Origin of the sequence: Streptomyces sp. NRRL S-495 (assembly GCF_000966955.1) — a bacterium.
Classification (GTDB): Bacteria; Actinomycetota; Actinomycetes; order Streptomycetales; family Streptomycetaceae; genus Kitasatospora; species Kitasatospora purpeofusca.
Map to the genome: position 1 here is coordinate 1 of NZ_JZWY01000108.1, position 19,046 is coordinate 19,046.

At 73.0% G+C, this 19,046-nt stretch carries 10 protein-coding genes and 2 pseudogenes; all 12 read right to left on the reverse strand.

Going from position 1 to position 19,046, the window contains the following annotated elements; translation table 11 throughout:
• Positions 1 to 286 precede the first annotated feature (286 nt).
• A pseudogene (serA, locus tag VR45_RS07840) lies at positions 287 to 1,872 on the reverse strand (phosphoglycerate dehydrogenase).
• 255 nt (positions 1,873 to 2,127) lie between these two features.
• Entirely contained in the window at positions 2,128 to 3,126 is a 999-nt protein-coding gene (ilvC, locus tag VR45_RS07845) for a ketol-acid reductoisomerase (protein ID WP_045938938.1), read from the reverse strand.
• A 136-nt stretch (positions 3,127 to 3,262) separates the two neighbouring features.
• Positions 3,263 to 3,787 (reverse strand): acetolactate synthase small subunit, encoded by a 525-nt coding sequence (gene ilvN / locus VR45_RS07850; RefSeq protein ID WP_030392698.1) that lies wholly within the window; start codon positions 3,785 to 3,787, stop codon positions 3,263 to 3,265.
• 35 nt (positions 3,788 to 3,822) lie between these two features.
• Positions 3,823 to 5,676 (reverse strand): acetolactate synthase large subunit, encoded by a 1,854-nt coding sequence (locus tag VR45_RS07855; RefSeq protein WP_030392699.1) that lies wholly within the window; start codon positions 5,674 to 5,676, stop codon positions 3,823 to 3,825.
• A gap of 309 nt (positions 5,677 to 5,985) precedes the next feature.
• Positions 5,986 to 8,874 carry an EAL domain-containing protein gene (locus VR45_RS07860; RefSeq protein ID WP_234325877.1) on the reverse strand — a complete coding sequence of 963 codons (2,889 nt, stop codon included), beginning with the start codon at positions 8,872 to 8,874 and terminating at the stop codon, positions 5,986 to 5,988.
• Between the two features lie 528 nt (positions 8,875 to 9,402).
• Complete coding sequence (locus tag VR45_RS07865; RefSeq protein WP_234325878.1) at positions 9,403 to 12,567, reverse strand: helix-turn-helix transcriptional regulator; 3,165 nt, start codon at positions 12,565 to 12,567, stop codon at positions 9,403 to 9,405.
• Positions 12,568 to 12,698: 131 nt separating this feature from the next.
• Positions 12,699 to 12,860: a hypothetical protein gene (locus VR45_RS46750; protein ID WP_159394145.1), complete on the reverse strand. Its 162-nt coding sequence runs from the start codon at positions 12,858 to 12,860 to the stop codon at positions 12,699 to 12,701.
• A 223-nt stretch (positions 12,861 to 13,083) separates the two neighbouring features.
• Positions 13,084 to 14,592: an Asp-tRNA(Asn)/Glu-tRNA(Gln) amidotransferase subunit GatB gene (gene gatB, locus VR45_RS07870; protein WP_045938939.1), complete on the reverse strand. Its 1,509-nt coding sequence runs from the start codon at positions 14,590 to 14,592 to the stop codon at positions 13,084 to 13,086.
• 81 nt (positions 14,593 to 14,673) lie between these two features.
• Entirely contained in the window at positions 14,674 to 14,925 is a 252-nt protein-coding gene (locus tag VR45_RS07875) for a hypothetical protein (protein WP_045938943.1), read from the reverse strand.
• Positions 14,926 to 14,930: 5 nt separating this feature from the next.
• Positions 14,931 to 16,424, reverse strand: a complete 1,494-nt coding sequence (gatA, locus tag VR45_RS07880; protein ID WP_045938940.1) for an Asp-tRNA(Asn)/Glu-tRNA(Gln) amidotransferase subunit GatA — start codon at positions 16,422 to 16,424, stop codon at positions 14,931 to 14,933.
• A gap of 3 nt (positions 16,425 to 16,427) precedes the next feature.
• Positions 16,428 to 16,724 carry an Asp-tRNA(Asn)/Glu-tRNA(Gln) amidotransferase subunit GatC gene (gene gatC, locus VR45_RS07885; protein WP_030302932.1) on the reverse strand — a complete coding sequence of 99 codons (297 nt, stop codon included), beginning with the start codon at positions 16,722 to 16,724 and terminating at the stop codon, positions 16,428 to 16,430.
• 187 nt (positions 16,725 to 16,911) lie between these two features.
• A pseudogene (locus tag VR45_RS07890) lies at positions 16,912 to 18,564 on the reverse strand (bifunctional diguanylate cyclase/phosphodiesterase); the annotation flags it as partial.
• Between the last annotated feature and the right edge of the window lie 482 nt (positions 18,565 to 19,046).

The window sequence follows — 19,046 nt, forward strand, 5'->3', positions numbered from 1 at the left end:
CGCGGCGGGGTGGGGAGGAGGGGGGTAGGTACACCGGGCAGGGGTCTCCCGCCCTTCGGGTGCGGACGCGCGCACGGGCCGGACGCCCTGGCTACAGGGGCGGCACACCGTGCGGCTGACTCCACGGTACGACCCGCGCCCAGCCGTGTCTGCACGAATACTTGGATTTCCTACTATCTGAGACGGCCCTCACCCGGAGGAACGCGCCAGGGCCCGGACCGCCGTGCGAACGGCAGTCCGGGCCCTGGTCAGGGGTGGTGCGGGGTGGTGCGGGGTGGTGCGGGGCTCAGGCGCCGAGGTCGACCGAGCGGGCGAAGCGGGCGCCGATCTCGGCCGCGATCGCCGACAGCACCTCCTGCGGGATCTCGCTGTCCACCGTGAGGGAGGCGAGCGCGCCGCTGCCGTCGCGGGCGACCTGCATGCCGGCGATGTTGATGCCGGCGCGTCACCGAGGTGGCGGCCGAGCACGCCGACCACGCCGGGCCGGTCCTCGTACTTGAAGAAGGCCATGTGGTCGGTGAGCGCGACGTCCACGTCGAAGGCGTCCACGCCGACGATCTTCTGGACCTGCTTGGGGCCGGCCAGCGTGCCGGAGATGGCGATCTCCTCGCCGTCCGCCAGGGTGCCGCGCACGGTGATGACGTTGCGGTGCTCGGGGCTCTCGCTGGAGGTGGTCAGCCGCACCTCGACACCGCGCTCCTGGGCGAACAGCGGGGCGTTGACGTAGGACACCGTCTCCGCCACGACGTCCTCGAACACACCCTTGAGGGCGGACAGTTCGAGCACCTTGACGTCGTGCTGGGTGATCTCGCCGCGCACCTCGACGTCGAGCCGGACGGCGACCTCGCCGGCCAGCGCGGTGAAGATCCGGCCGAGCTTCTCGGCCAGCGGCAGGCCCGGCCGGACGTCCTCGGCGATCACGCCGCCCTGGACGTTGACCGCGTCCGGCACCAGCTCGCCGGCCAGCGCCAGCCGGACCGACCTGGCGACGGCGATGCCGGCCTTCTCCTGGGCCTCGTCGGTGGAGGCGCCCAGGTGCGGGGTGGCCACCACGTTGTCGAGGGCGAACAGCGGCGAGTCGGTGCACGGCTCCTTGGCGTACACGTCCAGGCCGGCGCCGGCCACCCGGCCGTCGCGCAGGGCACTGAGCAGCGCCGCCTCGTCGACGATGCCGCCGCGGGCGGCGTTGACGATCCGGACGGTCGGCTTGACCTTGTGCAGCGCCTCGTCGCCGATCAGACCGATGGTCTCCGGGGTCTTCGGGAGGTGGACGGTGATGAAGTCCGAGACCTCCAGCAGCTCCTCCAGCGAGACCAGCTTGACGCCCATCTGCGCGGCGCGGGCGGCCTGGATGTAGGGGTCGTACGCGACGATCTTCATGCCGAACGCGGACATCCGCTGGGCGACCAGCACGCCGATCCGGCCGAGGCCGACGACGCCGAGGACCTTCTCGCTGAGCTCGACGCCGGTGTACTTGTTGCGCTTCCACTCGCCGCCCTTGAGCGCGGCGTTGGCCGGCGCGATGTTGCGGGCGACGGAGATCAGCAGGCCGCAGGCGAGTTCGGCGGCGGTGACGATGTTGGAGGTCGGCGCGTTCACGACCATGACGCCGGCCTTGGTGGCGGCGGAGACGTCCACGTTGTCGAGGCCGACGCCGGCGCGGGCGACCACCTTGAGCTTGCGGGCCGCGGCCAGCGCCTCGGCGTCGACCTTGGTGGCGGAGCGGACCAGGACGGCGTCCACGTCCGCGATGGCGGTCAGCAGTTCGGTGCGGTCCGCACCGTTGCAGTGCCGGATCTCGAAGTCCGGCCCGAGGGCGTCGACGGTGGCGGGCGACAGCTCTTCGGCGATCAGTACTACGCCAGATTTCACAGTTGTAGCAGCGCTCACGACAGTGTGTCCTTAACTGTCCGGTTCTCCCCGGATCCGGGCACGAGGGTGGCCTTGCCGGGCGGGGGGAAGGTGGCATGCCGCGTAGCTAGACGCACGACGCTGTGGGCCTGACGCGCACTCGGAAGTGTATCGACGGGCTGGGTAACAGGCTGCTCCCGTCCGGCAAAATCACCCGGACGGGAGCCGCCTTGTTGTACAAGGGGGATACAAACCCGCGAGGGCTCCCCCGAGGCCTTACGCCTCTTCCTTGACCCAGCTCATCAGCTTGCGGAGCTTCTTGCCGGTGGTCTCCAGCAGGTGGTCCTCGTCGGCCTTCTTGTACTCGTTGTACTTGGGCAGACCGGCCTTGTACTCGGCGATCCAGGTGTTGGCGAAGGTGCCGTCCTGGATCTCGGTGAGGACCTTCTTCATCTCGGCCTTGGTGTCGGCGGTGATGATCCGCGGGCCGGTGACGTAGTCGCCCCACTCGGCAGTCTCGGAGACGGACCAGCGCATCTTCTCCAGGCCGCCCTCGTACATCAGGTCGACGATGAGCTTCAGCTCGTGCAGGCACTCGAAGTAGGCGATCTCCGGCTGGTAGCCGGCCTCGACCAGGGTCTCGAAACCGGCCTTCACCAGGGCGGCGGTGCCACCGCAGAGGACGGCCTGCTCACCGAACAGGTCGGTCTCGGTCTCCTCGGTGAAGGTGGTCTTGATGACGCCGGCCTTGGTGGCGCCGAGGCCCTTGGCGTAGGACAGCGCCAGGTCGAAGGCCTTGCCGGAGGCGTCCTGCTCGACGGCGACGATCGCGGGGACGCCGCGGCCCTCCTCGTACTGGCGGCGGACCAGGTGGCCCGGGCCCTTCGGGGCGACCATGCAGACGTCGACGTCGGCCGGGGGCTTGATGAAGCCGAAGCGGATGTTCAGGCCGTGGCCGAAGAACAGGGCGTCGCCGGCCTTCAGGTGCGGGGCGATGTCGGCCTCGTAGACGTCCGACTGGATCGGGTCCGGGACCAGGATCATGATGACGTCGGCCTCGGCCGCGGCCTCAGCGGGGGTGACCACGCGCAGGCCGGCCTCCTCGGCCTTGGCGCGGGACTTCGACTCCGGCTTCAGGCCGACCCGGACGTCCGCGCCCGAGTCGCGCAGGGACAGCGCGTGGGCGTGGCCCTGGCTGCCGTAGCCGATGACCGCGACCTTGCGGCCCTGGATGATGGACAGGTCGGCGTCGTCTTCGTAGAACAGCTCGGCCACGGGGGCACATCTCCTTGCGAGTGGTTTGCCGGGTCTGCGGTGGTTCCTACCGTATGCGGATCCGGCGTCGGGGTGGGGCGGTGCTTCAAGGTTTGAGACGGCGGCGCGTCCCGGAAGGGCGAGGACCGGTCGGGTCCTAGGCGCTGCGGTCGAGGGCGCGCAGCGAGCGGTCCGTGATCGAACGGGCGCCGCGTCCGATGGCGACCAGGCCGGACTGGACCAACTCCTTGATGCCGTAGGGCTCCAGCATCCGGAGCATGGCCTCCAGCTTGTCCGAGCTGCCGGTGGCCTCGATGGTCACCGCGTCCGGGGACACGTCGACCGTCTTGGCGCGGAACAGCTGGACGATCTCGACGATCTGCGACCGGGTGTCGTTGTCGGCGCGGACCTTCACCAGGACCAGTTCCCGCTGGATCGCAGCGGACTGGTCGAGTTCGACGATCTTTATCACGTTGACGAGCTTGTTGAGCTGCTTGGTGACCTGTTCCAACGGGAGGTCCTCGACGTTGACCACGATGGTCATCCGGGAGATGTCCGGGTGCTCGGTCGGGCCGACGGCGAGGGAGTCGATGTTGAAGCCCCGACGGGAGAACAGCGCGGCGATCCGGGCGAGCACGCCGGGCTTGTTCTCGACCAGGACGGAGAGGGTGTGCTTGGACATGGGTCGTGGGTTCCCTTGGTCGTTCCGGAAGGGGCTCAGTCGAGGTCGTCGCCGAAGTCGGGACGGACGCCGCGGGCGAACTGGATCTCGTCGTTGCTGGTGCCGGCCGCGACCATCGGCCAGACCATGGCGTCCTGGTGGACGATGAAGTCGATGACCACCGGGCGGTCGTTGATCTCCATCGCCTGCTTGATCACCGCGTCGAGGTCCTCGGGGCGCTCGCAGCGCAGGCCGACGCAGCCCATCGCCTCGGCGAGCAGGACGAAGTCGGGGATCCGGGTGCCCTGGGCCGGCGGCTCGATGCCGTCGTGGCCGGGGCCGGCGTGCAGCACGGTGTTGGAGTAGCGCTGGTTGTAGAACAGCGTCTGCCACTGCCGGACCATGCCCAGCGAGCCGTTGTTGATGACCGCGACCTTGATCGGGATGTCGTTCAGGGCGCAGGTGACCAGCTCCTGGTTGGTCATCTGGAAGCAGCCGTCGCCGTCGATCGCCCAGACCGCGGCCTCCGGGCGGCCCGCCTTGGCGCCCATCGCGGCCGGCACCGCGTAGCCCATGGTCCCGGCGCCGCCGGAGTTGAGCCAGGTGCCCGGCTTCTCGAACCGGATGAACTGCGAGCTCCACATCTGGTGCTGGCCGACGCCCGCCGCGTAGACGGCGTCCGGGCCGACCAGCCGGCCGATCCGCTCGATCACCTGCTGCGGGGAGAGCTGGCCGCCGGGCGCGGGCTCGTAGCCGACCGGGTAGGTGGTCTTCCACTCGTCGAGCCGCTCCCACCAGTCGCCGTAGTCGCCCTTGTGGCCGGCGTCGAACTCGGCCTGGACGGCGACGATCAGGTCGGCCAGCACCTCGCGGGCGTCACCGACGATCGGCACGTCCGCCGGGCGGTTCTTGCCGATCTCGGCCGGGTCGATGTCCGCGTGGACGACCTTGGCGTACGGCGCGAAGCTGTCCAGCTTGCCGGTGACCCGGTCGTCGAAGCGGGCGCCGAGGGTGAAGAGCAGGTCGGCCTTCTGGAGCGCGGTGACGGCCGGGACGGAGCCGTGCATGCCGGGCATGCCCAGGTGCTGCGGGTGGCTGTCCGGGAAGGCGCCGAGCGCCATCAGGGTGGTGACCACCGGGGCGCCGGTCAGCTCGGCCAGGATGCGCAGCTCGGCCGTGGCGCCGGCCTTCATGACGCCGCCGCCGACGTACAGGACCGGGCGCTTGGCGGTGACCAGCATCTTGGCCGCTTCGCGGATCTGCTTGGCGTGCGGCTTGGTCACCGGGCGGTAGCCGGGCAGCGAGGTCTCGACCGGCCAGCGGAAGGTGGTGGTGGCCTGCAGGGCGTCCTTGGCGATGTCGACCAGGACCGGGCCGGGACGGCCGGTGGCAGCGATGTGGAACGCCTCGGCGATCACCCGGGGGATCTCGGCCGGGTCGGTGACCAGGTAGTTGTGCTTGGTGATCGGCATGGTGATGCCGCAGATGTCCGCCTCCTGGAAGGCGTCCGTGCCGATCGCCTTGGAGGTGACCTGGCCGGTGATGGCGACGATCGGCACCGAGTCCATGTACGCGTCGGCGATCGGGGTGACCAGGTTGGTCGCGCCCGGACCGGAGGTCGCCATGCAGACGCCGACCCGGCCGGTGGCCTGCGCGTAGCCGGTGGCGGCGTGGCCGGCGCCCTGCTCGTGACGGACCAGGATGTGGCGCACCTTGGTGGAGTCCATCAGCGGGTCGTACGCGGGAAGGATGGCCCCGCCCGGGATGCCGAAGACGGTGTCCGCACCGACGGCCTCCAGCGAGCGGATGAGCGACTGGGCGCCGGTCATGGTCTCGACGACGTGCTGAGGAGCGGGAGCGTGGGCGGCCGGGGTGTCCCCGCGGCGGGGGGATGCGGCGTGCTCGGTCATCTGCCTGTCTCTTCTCGGTTCTGGCCGACCCGGTGGTTTGCGGGCCCCGGGGGTCGAGGGTGGGGTCCCGCTTGCGGGCCGATCGCCGGCTCTGCCCCAATCGTCCCTTTCGCGGGGCCTCGGGGCCAGGGGTCTTGCGGTGGTGGAACAGCGTCGGTGCAACAAAAAACCCCTCGTGCCCAAGGGCATGCGAGGGGTGGCGCGTCGGTCTGTCACGAACGGGTCGGGGCCCGCTCAGCCGACGCGCCCGCCAAGTACGAGAATTCGGGTGCGCATGGCAACGACCTTCCTCCCGTCAAGGGTCGGCTGTCAAGCAGGTGGGACGGCCGTCTCGCCATGCGGACCGGCTCCCGGACCCGCCACGGCCGGGTGTTCGGGCAGGTCGGAGCCGTTGTGATGAGGCACGGCACGCCCTGCGGCGGCCTCGCCGCGGCCACTCGTCCGGGTGTCCGCGGCCAGGAAGGCGCGCCGCGCGGGCAGCGGGCCGAGCGGCCTCGGCACCGGGTACGCGCGGCGGGCCAGCTCGCGCCGGAGCCGGATCTCGTCCAGCGGCGCGGAGAACGCCGAGCCCTGCACCTGGCGGCAGCCCAGCTCCTGCAGCACGGCCACCTGGCGCGGCAGGTCGACGCCCTCGGCGGCGGTGACCAGCCCGAGGTCCCGGCCGAGCCGCAGGGCGTGCCCGGCGAGGGTCCTGGCGAGGGCGGACTCGCCCAGGTCCTGGACCAGCGAGCGGTCCAGCTTGAGGCCGTCGAAGGGGAGCCGGACCAGCGTCCCGAGCGAGCCCCGGCCGGCCCCGAAGCCGGCCAGCGCGGTGCCGACGCCGAGCCGGCGCAGCGCGTCGAGCCGGCGGCCGAGCTCGTCCGCCAGGTCGTCCGGGCCCGTCCGGGCCACCTCCACGATCAGCTGGCCGCCGGGCAGCCCGCTGTCCCGCAGGGCCGCGACCACCGCCTCGTAGAGGCCGGGTGCGCACAGCCGCTCGGCCGACAGCCGGACCGACACCGGGACCGGCGGCGGGACGACGCGGCCCCGGGCGGGCAGGCCCCGGCGCAGCGCGGCGGCGGTCACGGCCTCGCGGACCAGCCAGCGGGAGAACCGCGCGGCGGCGTCGCCCGGCTCGGTGGAGCGCAGGAACTCGGCGGGGGTGAGCAGCAGGCCCTGTGCGGAGCGCCAGCGGGCCTGGGCCTCGACGGCGGTGACCGCTCCGGTGCTGAGGTCCACCACGGGCTGGTGCAGCAGGGTGAAGCCGCCCTCGCGGACGGCCGCGCGGAGCCGTTCGTCCAGTTCGGTGCGGCGCTCCAGATCGGCGCGCATGGCCGGGGTGTAGAGCATCACCCGGCCCTTGCCCTCGGACTTGGCGCGGTACATCGCGAGGTCGGCGTTGCGCATCAGCTCGTCGGCGGCGGCGCGCGGGTCGGCGGCCGGGCCGCGTTCCGGGGTGCCGAAGGCGATCCCGATGCTGGCGGCGACGCTGAGTTCGCTGCCGCCGATCCAGTAGGGCTCGGAGAGCGCGGCGCGCAGCCGTTCGGCGAGCTCCTGGACCTGGAGTCGGCCGAGCGGGCCGCAGACCAGGGCGGCGAACTCGTCGCCGCCGAAGCGGGCCACGGTGTCCCCGCAGCGGACGGCGCCCTGGAGCCGGCGGGCCGCCTGGACCAGCAGCTCGTCGCCGACCTGGTGGCCGGCGGTGTCGTTGACCGCCTTGAAGCCGTCCAGGTCGAGGAAGAGCACGGCGACCCCGGAGCCCGCCTCGTCCTGCGGGCCGCGGGCGGCCAGGGCGGCCCGCAGCCGCTGGGTGAACAGCGCCCGGTTGGGCAGGTCGGTGAGCGGGTCGTGGAACGCGTTGTGCTGCAACTGGGCCTGCAGCATGACCCGTTCGGTGACGTCGCGGCTGTTCAGGATCAGGCCGTCGCGGTACCGGTCGACGGTCGACTCGACGTGCAGCCACTCGCCGCCGCCGGAGCCGATCCGGCACTCCACCCGGGCCGCGGGCAGCGGCTCGGCGCCCGGGTCGCGGTGGGCGGCGAGCCGGCCCCGGGCCAGGAAGCGGCGGACCTCCAGCAGCACCCGGTCGACGTCCTCGGGGTGGATGAGGTCGAGCAGGTTGCCGCCGACGAGTTCCTCCGGGTCGCGCCCGTAGACGCCCAGCGCGGCCGGGGAGACGTAGGAGAGCACGCCGTTGGCGCCGGCGATCATGATGACGTCGCTGGAGCCCTGCACCAGGGAACGGAAGTGCGCCTCCTTGTGGGCGAGTTCCTGGGCCAGCGAGAGGTTGTCGAGCAGCATGATGCCCTGGCGCAGGATCAGCGCCAGGCCGACGGTGCAGGCCGCCGAGGCCACCACCCGGTCCAACGAGCGCCCGCCGAGGGCGTTGTAGAGGATCCCGGCGGTGCAGACGGCGGCGGCCGCGTAGGGGGTGAGCGCGCTGAAGGTGGTGGCGACCCGGCGGCGGGGCAGCCCGCCGAGCGCCGGGTGCTCGCGCAGCGGGCGGCGCCAGCGCGGGGACCACGGGGCCCAGGCGAGCAGCAGGCTGCCGGCGAACCAGCCGGCGTCCAGCAGTTCGCCGGAGTGGTAGCTGCTGCGCAGCTCGGGGGAGGTGAACAGGGCGTCGCAGAGCACGGTGACGGCGAGGCCGACCATGGCGGTGTGGACGGCGGCGCGGTTGCCGTCCCGGCCGCCGAAGCGCAGGCCGACGACCAGCGAGACGAGCAGGATGTCCAGCAGCGGGTAGGCCAGGTTGAGGGCCAGCCGCAGCGGGGAGCCGTCCTCGCCGGCGGCGGTGCGGCCGAGGGCGAGGCTCCAGCTGAGGGTGAACAGCGAGCCGGCCACCAGCCAGCCGTCCAGCAGCAGGCAGAGCCAGCCGGCGGCGGTGCGCGGGCGCTGGGCCAGCACCAGGACGCCGGTGATGGCCAGCGGGGCGAACAGCAGGAAGGCGTACTCGGCCAGCGAGTTGGGCGGCAGCTGGGTCCGCTCGACCAGCTCGTACCAGCCCCAGGTGCCGTTGCCGAAGGCGACCATGAGCGAGGAGAGGCCGAACAGCAGCCAGGCCGGGCGGGCGTGGCCGCCGACCGTACAGCCGTAGGCGAGACAGGAGAGCGCGGCGGCGAGGGCGGCCGCCGCCAGGCCGAAGTCGCCCATGAAGACGGCGACCTGGCGCGAGCCCCAGCCGAGCGCGGCGCCGAGGGTGTAGGCGAGGCAGAGCACGGCGAGGGCGGCGCCCGGCAGCTTGCGGCTGCAGAGCGCCCGCCGGAGCGGCCCCGGTCTCGCGCCGCCGCCGGCCGGGCGGTACGGGGGCGGGCCGCCCGCGCGGGCGCCGCGCGGGGGCGGGCCCGGCCGCTGTTGGCCCGGTCGCTGTTGGCCCGGCCTCGGCGGCCCGTCCGCGGGCAGGACGGCGTCCGGCGCGCCTGCGGCCGTCCGGCTCCGGGCAGCACCGCGTCGGTGGAGCTCACTCGGCCTCTCCCCCTCCGGCCCGGGGCCTCGCGCCCCGGTCACGGACCACCGGCCGCGCGCCCGGTGGCCGTGCGCGGTGACCTGGCGCCCCGGCAGGGCGGTGACCCAGGGAGCGGGGGGCCTGCCGGCCGTCCCGCCACACCGATGTTCCCGTTCGGGACCCTACACCACTTCGGTCACTCAATGACACGCACACTCAACTTAGAGTAATGGCCCGGGGGTAGGGAATTGCGTCCGATTCCGCCGAATCGGTCCGGTTGACGGGGGCGCGCACAAGGGGGCTCACGCAGCGCGCACGGGAGCACGCGGCAGCGCCCGCCCGGCACCGGCCACCACGGCGGTACGCCGGGCGGGGCAGCGGGCGGGAGCACCGGGCGGGGGCGGGGGACGGGCCGTCAGCGGGCGGCCGGAGCCAGGTCCTCCGGGAACAGCCGCAGCCGGGAACAGCCGCAGCCGGTGGGCCAGCGCGGCCGCCTCGCCCCGGCCGGCCACCGCGAGCTTGCCGAGGATGTTGGAGACGTGCACGCTCGCGGTCTTCGGCGAGATGTACAGTTCCTCGGCGATCTGCCGGTTGGTGCACCCCCGGGCGAGCAATCGGAGCACGTCCCGCTCACGGGGGGTGAGGCCGAGGGATTCACCGGCCGGCAGTGCCGGAGCGGGCACCGGGCGGTCCGCGACGAGCGCCAGTCCGGCCCGCGCGGCCAGCGCGTCGATCTCGGCCCGCAGTCCGGCGTCGGACCGGGCGGACGCCAGTTCCCGTGCCTCGCGCAGGAGTTCGACGCCGGATTCACGGCGTCCGGCCAGTACCTCGGCCTCGCCGGCCCGCAGCAGCGCGACCGCCAGCGGGTACGGCAGCCCGGTCGGGCGCAGCGCCGCGACCGCGGTGGCCCACTGCTCAGGGGTGTCCGCCCCCTCGGCGCGGGCCAGTTCGGCCTCCAGCAGCCGGGCCCAGCCGTGGTGCAGCGGCACGGTCGGGGTCAGCCCGGCCGCCGTCCCGGCGATCCTGGCCAGCACGGCGGCCCGTCCCCGCTCGGCCTCCGGCAGGCCCCGGCTGTCCGCCTCGGCGGCGGCGCCGTCCACCAGCAGCGGGTAGAGGTCGGCGAGGTAGCCGCACCGGAGGTCCTCGTCCAGGGCGGCGATCAGCTCGGCGCGGGCGTCCAGCGGGCGGCCGGCCCCGGCGGCGACCCGCAGCGCCAGCCGCGCGATCGGGACGGAGTGCTGGAGCTGGCCGATCCGGTTGGCCGCCCTGGCCTGGGCCAGCATCGCGGCGGCGCCGGGCAGGTCGCCGCGGAGCAGGGCGAGTTCGCCGCGCATCCGGTCCAGGAACTCGGCGTGGGTGCCGGTCGCCCCGACCAGATGGCACTCGGCGAGCACCTGCTCGGCCTCGTCGACCCGTCCGAGGTCCATCAGCGCCTCGGCGAGGTTCCCGGTCAGGATGGTGCCGATGTTGCGCTGGAGGCCGTTGCCCCGGGCCGACTCCAGCCCCTCCCGGGCGAGCGCCGCCGCCTCCTCGGCCCGGCCGAGCCCGCGCTGCATCGAGGCCAGGTTGTTGATGCCGCGCAGCAGGATGTCGGGGGCACCGATCCGCCGGGTGGCCTCCACCGCCGCGGTGAGCTGGGCGACCGCGGCCTCCGGGTCGGAGTCGAGGTCGTTGCGCAGCCCGCCGAGCGTCATCAGGGCGTGCTGCTCGATGGCGTCCGCGCCCACCTCGCGGGCGATCCGGACCGCCCGCTCGGCGAGTTCGACCAGCTCGGGCCGGGGGTTGGAGAGCATCCCGTTGCCGGCGCCGAGGGCGAACACCTCGGCCTGGACGGCGGACGGCGGCAGGTGCTCGACCAGCCGGTGCGCGTACGCGATCTCCGCCTCGTCGCCGGAGCGGCGCAGGTGGCCGAGCATCCGGGCCCGGTTGATCCGGAACCAGGCGGCGCGGGCCGGGTGCTCGGTCTCGTCGACCAGCTTGAGCGCCCGCCGGGCCAGGCTCAGCCCGCGCTCGCGGTCCCCGCTGCGGCGGGCCGCGACCACGGCTTCGGCCAGCACGTCGATCAGGCAGAGCCGGTCGCAGTGCTCGTCGTGCCGGTCCACGTCGCAGGAGCAGGGCGGGTAGGTCTCGGCCCAGTCGTGCGGGCGCAGGGTGCCCGCCAGCACCTCGTCCGGGACCTCGTCCCAGAGCTCCAGGGCCCGTTCCAGCATCCGCAGCTGCTCGGCGAAGGCATTGCGCCGGCGGGCGGCCCTGGCGGCCTCCAGGGCGGTCGGCAGGGCCCGGGCCGGGTCGTGGGCGTGGTACCAGTAGTTGGCCAGCCGGGCGGGGCGGACGTCGGAGCCGACCAGGTGCGGATCGGCCTCCAGCGCGGCGGCGAAGCGCCGGTTGATCCGGTGCCGCTCACCCGGCAGCAGGTCGTCCGAAACCGCCTCCCGGACCAGCGCGTGCCGGAACCGGTAGCCGTCGCCGTCGGTGTCCGGGCGCAGGATGTTGGCGCCGACCGCGACCCGGAGCGAGTCGATCAGCTCCTCCTCGTCCTCCAGGACGGCGGCGAGCAGGGCGTGCTCGACGTAGGAGCCGCCCTCGGCGGCGATCCGCAGCACCCGCTGGGTCTGCTCGTCCAGCGCCTCGACCCGGACCAGCAGCATGTCCCGGAGCGAGTCGGTGAGCCCGGCCGAGCAGCCCTCGCGGAAGGCGGTGGCCAGCTCCTCGACGAAGAAGGGGTTGCCCTCGGAGCGGCGGTGGATCCGGTCGACCAGCTCCCGGTCCGGGGCGGCGGTGCCGAGGATGCCGGCCAGCTGCGCGGCCACCTCGCCGGGCCCGAAGCGCTCCAGCTCGGCCCGCTGCACGGTGCGCAGCCGCTCCAGCTCGGCCAGGAACGGCCGCAGCGGGTGGCGGCGGTGCAGGTCGTCGCTGCGGTAGGTGGCGACCAGCAGCACCCGGGCCCGGTGCAGGGTGCGGACCAGGTAGGCCAGCAGCTCCCGGGTGGAGCGGTCGGACCAGTGGAGGTCCTCGACGGCGAGCACGAGGGTACGGTCCGTGCCGAGTCGTTCGAACAGCCTCGCGGTGTGCTCGAACAGCCGGGCTCGTCCGTACTCGTCGTTGGGTTCGCCGTCGGCCTCGCCGAAGTCCGGCATCAGCCGGGCGAGGTGCCCCTCCATACCGGCCGCGGCGGTCTCCAGCTCGGTGCCCAGACTCCGGTGCAGCCGGCGCAGCGCGGTGGCCAGCGGCGCGTAGGGCAGGCCCTCGGCGCCGATCTCCAGACAGCCGCCGACGGTGGTGACCACGCCGTCGAGGCAGGCCTGACGGAGGAACTCCTCCAGCAGCCGGGTCTTGCCGACGCCGGCCTCGCCGCCGATCAGCACGGTCTGCGGCTGGCCGTCCCCGGCCCTGCGCATGGCGTCCAGCAGGACGGTGAGTTCCGGATCGCGGCCGACGAAGACGGGACTCACCGATATCTGCTGCATGGAGGCGAGCATGCCATAGAGGTCGGGTGCGGTCCGAGGGGTTATCCCGCCCCCCGGACGCCCGGAAGGGGAGGCGCACCCCCGTGTCGCCTCCCCTTCCGGTCCTTGCTCGGCACCTTGGTGCCGGTTCGTCAGCATTCGCGCGGGCGGACGGTGCGCCGCTGGAGGCGGAAGCCGACGTTCGGGCGCCAGCCGGTGCGCTTGGCACCCTTCGCCTCGCGGACCAGGCGCTCGTGGTCGGCCAGGGCCCGGAGTTCCAGTTCCTGCTGCTTGATGAGCTCGTACTCGATCACGGTGTTTCCCCTTGTGGGTTTCGGTGTCTCTCTCGTTCTGAGGTAAAGATTCCTCTCCCAGGGGGGTGGGCCGCATCGGCAGCCTGCCGGATGTTCCGGGCCCCGACCGCCTTAGGTCCGGGGTCCCGGGTACGGCAAAGGCCCGGCCCTACCCCTTATGAAGGGTAAGACCGGGCCTTAGGGCTCTAAGTAGCCCTTAGAACGCCTTAGGCGCCTTGGAAACTCAGGCAGAAACGCCCAGCTTCTCAAGGATCAGATCCTTGACCCGGGCCGCGTCGGCCTGACCGCGGGTGGTCTTCATGACCGCGCCGACCAGCGCGCCGACCGCGGCCACCTTGCCGTCGCGGATCTTGGCGGCGATCGCCTCGTTCTCGGCGATGGCCTGGTCCACGGCGGCACCGAGCGCGGAGTCGTCCGAGACCACGGCCAGGCCGCGCTGCGCGACGACCGCGTCCGGCTCGCCCTCGCCGGCCAGCACGGCCTCGATGACCTGACGGGCCAGCTTGTCGTTCAGCTTGCCCTCGGCGACCAGCGCGGCGACCCGGGCGACCTGCGCCGGGGTGATCGGCTGCTCGGCCAGCTCGGTGCCGGTCTCGTTGGCCCGGCGGGCCAGCTCGCCCATCCACCACTTGCGGGCCTGGTCGGCCGGGGCGCCGGCGGCGATGGTCTCCTGGATCGGCTCGACGGCGCCGGCGTTCAGCACCGACTGCATGTCCTTGTCCGTCAGGCCCCACTCGGCCTGCAGCCGGGCCCGGCGCACCCGGGGCAGCTCGGGCAGCCCGGCGCGCAGCTCCTCCACCCAGGCCCGGGCCGGCGCGATCGGCACCAGGTCCGGCTCCGGGAAGTACCGGTAGTCCTCGGCGTTGTCCTTGATCCGGCCGGCGGTGGTGCTGCCGTCCTCCTCGTGGAAGTGCCGGGTCTCCTGGACGATCGTGCCGCCGTCGGTCAGCACCGTGGCGTGCCGCTGGATCTCGAAGCGGGCGGCCCGCTCCACGCTGCGCAGCGAGTTGACGTTCTTGGTCTCCGAGCGGGTGCCGAAGGTCTCGGTGCCGTTCGGGCGCAGCGACAGGTTGACGTCGCAGCGCATCTGGCCCTTGTCCATCCGGGCCTCGGAGACGCCCAGCGAGCGGATGACCTCGCGCAGCTCGGCGACGTACGCGCGGGCGACCTCGGGGGCGCGCTCGCCGGCTCCCTCGATCGGCTTGGTGACGATCTCGATCAGCGGGATGCCGGCCCGGTTGTAGTCCAGCAGCGAGTGGGTCGCGCCGTGGATCCGGCCGGTCGCGCCGCCGACGTGGCTGGACTTGCCGGTGTCCTCCTCCATGTGGGCGCGCTCGATCTCCACCCGGAAGGTCGAGCCGTCCTCCAGCTGCACGTCGAGGTAGCCGTTGAAGGCGATCGGCTCGTCGTACTGCGAGGTCTGGAAGTTCTTCGGCATGTCCGGGTAGAAGTAGTTCTTCCGCGCGAACCGGCACCACTCGGCGATCTCGCAGTTCAGCGCCAGGCCGATCTTGACGGCCGACTCCACGCCGATCGCGTTCACGACCGGCAGCGAGCCCGGCAGGCCCAGGCAGGTCGGGCAGACCTGGCTGTTCGGCTCGGCGCCCAGCTCGGTCGAGCAACCGCAGAACATCTTGGTCTTGGTGCCCAGCTCGACGTGGACCTCCAGGCCCATCACCGGGTCGAACGACGCGAGCGCGTCCTCGTAGGAGACCAGGTTCTTGACGCTCACAGCGTCCCCTTCACTAAAAAGTCTTCGGTGGTGCGGGCCCGGCCTGCACCTCGGGTGCAGGCCGGGGCCTCACGGGCTGGGTCAGCCCAGCAGGACGTCGTCGTCGCCGAGGCGGCGCAGCTCACGGACCAGCAGGGCCGTGCCGGTGACCAGGGCGGCGGCGCCGACCAGGGCGTTGACCAGCTTGAGGGTGTCGCTCTCGCCGCGGGCCTTGCGCACGTCCTTGACGATGGAGATCGCGCCGAAGGCGCTGGTGCCGATGGACAGCCAGAGCCCGGGCTTGGAGTGCTTCCACCCCTTCAGCGATGCCGACTGGGCCTTGGCGTTCTCGATCTTGCTCACAGTGCCGGTGCCTCCTCCAGCAGGGTGTGCCCCCACTTGTCGTTGAGTGCGGCCTCGACGGCGCCGCCCACGCGGTACAGGCGGTCGTCCGCCATCGCGGGTGCGATGATCTGCAGGCCGACCGGGAGATTGTCCTCCGGGGCCAGGCCGACCGGCAGCGACATGGCCGCGTTGCCCGCAAGGTTGGACGGAATCGTGCACAGGTCGGCCAGATACATCGCCATCGGGTCGTCGGCGCGCTCGCCGATCGGGAAGGCGGTGGTCGGCGTGGTCGGCGAGACCAGCACGTCCACGCCCGCGAAGGCGGCGTCGAAGTCGCGGGAGATCAGCGTCCGCACCTTCTGGGCCGAGCCGTAGTAGGCGTCGTAGTAGCCCGAGGACAGCGCATAGGTGCCCAGGATGATGCGGCGCTTCACCTCGGGGCCGAAGCCGGCCTCGCGGGTCAGCGCGGTGACCTCCTCGGCCGAGCGGGAGCCGTCGTCGCCGACCCGCAGGCCGTAGCGCATCGCGTCGAAGCGGGCCAGGTTGGACGAGGCCTCGCTCGGGGCGATCAGGTAGTACGCCGGCAGCGCCAGGGTGAAGGACGGGCAGGAGACCTCGACGACCTCGGCGCCCAGCTCGCGCAGCAGCTCCACCGACTCGTTGAAGCGCTGCATCACGCCGGCCTGGTAGCCCTCGCCGGAGAACTCCTTCACCACGCCGATCCGCATGCCGCGCACGTCGCGCAGCTTCGCGGCCTCGACCACGGCCGGGACCGGGGCGTCGATCGAGGTGGAGTCCAGCGGGTCGTGGCCGGCGATCGCCTCGTGCAGCAGCGCCGCGTCCAGCACGGTGCGGGCGCACGGGCCGCCCTGGTCCAGGCTGCTGGAGAAGGCGACCAGGCCGTAGCGCGACACCGAGCCGTAGGTCGGCTTCACACCGACGGTGCCGGTGACGGCGCCGGGCTGGCGGATCGAGCCGCCGGTGTCGGTGCCGATCGCCAGCGGCGCCTCGAAGGCGGCCAGCGCGGCGGCCGAACCGCCGCCGGAGCCGCCGGGGATCCGGGAGAGGTCCCACGGGTTGCCGGTCGGGCCGTAGGCGGAGTTCTCGGTGGAGGAGCCCATCGCGAACTCGTCCATGTTGGTCTTGCCGAGGATCACCACGCCGGCGTCCTTGAGACGCGTGGTCAGGGTGGCGTCGTACGGCGGGATCCAGCCTTCGAGGATCTTCGAACCGCAGGTGGTCGGCACGCCCTTGGTGGTGAAGACGTCCTTCAGCGCCAGCGGGACGCCGGCCAGCGGGCCCAGCTCCTCGCCCTTGGCGCGCTTCTCGTCGACGGCCCGGGCGGCGCTCAGCGCGCCCTCGGTGTCGACGTGCAGGAAGGCGTTGACCTTCTTGTCGACGGCCTCGATGCGGTCCAGGTGCGCCTGGGCCACCTCGACGGCGGACACCTCGCCCTTGGCGACGGCGGCGGCGGTCTCGGCCGCGGTGTAACGGATGAGCTCGGTCATCGGTCAGTCCTCCCCGAGGATCTGGGGCACACGGAAACGCTGCTCCTCGGCGGCCGGGGCCCCGGCCAGCGCCTGGTCCGGGGTGAGCGACGGCCGGACCTCGTCCGCGCGCATGACGTTGGTCAGCGGCAGCGGGTGGGAGGTGGGCGGGACGTCCTGTCCGGCGACCTCGGAAACGCGGGCGACCGCGCCGATGATCACGTCCAGCTGCTCGGCGAAGTGGTCCAACTCTTCGGCCTGCAACTCAAGACGCGACAGCCGAGCGAGGTGGGCGACCTCCTCGCGCGTGATGCCAGGCATGCAGCGATCCTCAGGGTGAGTTCTGGTGAGGCCCGGATCCGCCTTCCGGCGGCGCCGGGCCCGGGCCGGGAGCCGCCTGTCCGGCGCTCCCGTCCTCGTGGTCTGTGGTCCCCATCCTATGGGGCACGGCCCGGCCACCGGCCAACGACCGGCGGTGGGCCCCGGTCACCCTCGTCGCGCGGCGGCCTCACTGCGGGCGGGTCGGCGCCCAACTCTGCTGCTTGGGCGCCTGGATCTCCAGCTTCGCCGCCTGCGCCGCCTGGATCACCGGCGGCAGGACGGGCTGGATCGCGGGCGGCAGCCGGTCGGCGGCGGAGCCGAGCCGCTCCACCGGCGGCGCGCCGGTGCGGTGCACCCGCAGCCAGGCGGTGGCCTGCTCGGCCGGCAGCGCCGCCGACACCAGCCAGCCCTGCACCGCGTCCACCCCCATGCAGTTCAGCCGCTCCCAGGTCTCGTCGTCCTCGACACCCTCGGCGACCACGGTCAGGCCGAGCGAGTGGGCCAGCTCGACCGAGCAGCGGACCACCGCCGCGTCGTGGTCGTCGGTGGCCATCCGGGAGACGAAGGAGCGGTCGATCTTCAGCTCGCCGACCGGCAGGCTGCGCAGCCGTACCAGCGAGGAGTGGCCGGTCCCGAAGTCGTCCAGGGACATCCCGACCCCGTAGCCGCGCAGCTCCGCCAGGGTGTCGGCGGCCCGGCGGGAGTCGTCCAGCAGCAGCCGCTCGGTGATCTCCAGCTGGAGCGCGTGGGCCGGCACCTGGTGGCGGACGAGGTGGCCGGCGACCCGCTGGGCGAAGCCGGGGTTGAGCACGTCGCGCGGCGAGACGTTCACCGCGACCTGCACCTGGAGGCCCTGCTCGCGCCACTGGGCGAGCTGGCCGACGGCGGCCTCCAGCACGTAGTCGGTCAGCCGGGGCATCAGCCCGCTGGACTCGGCGAGGCCCACGAACTCGTCCGGGGAGACCCGGCCCTGGCCGGGACGCTCCCAGCGCAGCAGCGCCTCCAGGCCGACCACCCGGCCGTCGAAGGCCACCTTGGGCTGGTAGTGCAGCTGGACCTCGCCGGTCTCCAGGGCCCGCCGCAGGTCGCCCAGCAGTCCGATCCGGTACGGGGTGTCGGCGTCCTGGGCCTCGTCGTACTGCTCCACCGAGGTGCGGCCGCGCTGCGCGTGCCCCATCGCCACGTCGGCGCGGCGCAGCAGCGACTCGGCGTCCTGGGCGTGCTGCGGGAAGACGCAGACCCCCGCGCTGGCCTCCAGCACCAGCAGCAGTCCGTCCAGGCGGATCGGGGCGGCCAGTTCTGCGATCAGCGCCTTGGCCACCTTCTCCAGCGAGTCCGGGCAGCCGATGCCGGGCAGCAGGACGGCGAACTCGTCGCCGCCCATCCGGGCCACCATCGGGCGGCCGCGGTAGTGCCGGGGAAGTCCGGCGAAGACGTCGTCGATGGACTCGCGGGTGGCGCTGCCGGCGGCCCCGCCGGAGCGCAGTGCCCGGTGCAGCCGACGGGCGATGTGGACGAGCAGACGGTCGCCGGCGGTATGGCCGAGGGTGTCGTTGAGCGATCGGAAGCGATCGAGGTCGAGCAGGATCAGTCCGACGCTGTAGCCCTCGGTGTGCTCGGCGATCGACTCCTGGGCGGCGAGGAGTAACGCCTGGCGGTTGGGCAGATCGGTCAGCGGGTCGGTGAGCTGGTCGCGCGCCCGGTCGCGGGCGATCCGCCAGGCCGCGACCAGGACGGCCAGCGGCACCGCGAACAGTGGCAGCAGCTCCGGCTCGTAGCGGTAGACCAGCACGGCCAGCGGGATGAGCGGCGCGGCGCCGGCCAGCAGCACGCCGAGCAGCAGGACCGCTCCCGCCACCCCCTGCGGCGGGCGTGTGGGCGCACCGCCGGTCGTACGATCCATAAGCCCAGTCCTCCGTCGGGCCCGCCCCGTCAGGCCGCCTAGCGGTGAGGCACCGTCCCGGTGCCGGCAGCCTGCCAGGCATGGAGCGGCCCCGCGGAGTCCGGCTCGGCCGGTACCCCCACCCCTGCTGACACTCTGTTGCGCTCCAGGGTATGCGCGGCTTCACCCGACGGGCAGACTTTCGGACAACCGGACATACGCCACCGCGCTAGGTGCCGCACAGTGTCACGATGCCCGCTAACACTGTGCGGCACCCGATGACGTTGCATCAGGACGATAACAAGCCGGATTCGGGGCTTCCGCGCGCGGGGTCAGCCCTCGACGCCCTCCTCGACGGGCTCCGCGGCGGCCTCGGCGGCGGTCCCGGCGACGGCCGGTGCCCCCACCTCGGGATCCTTCGCCACGGCGTCGCTCTCGCC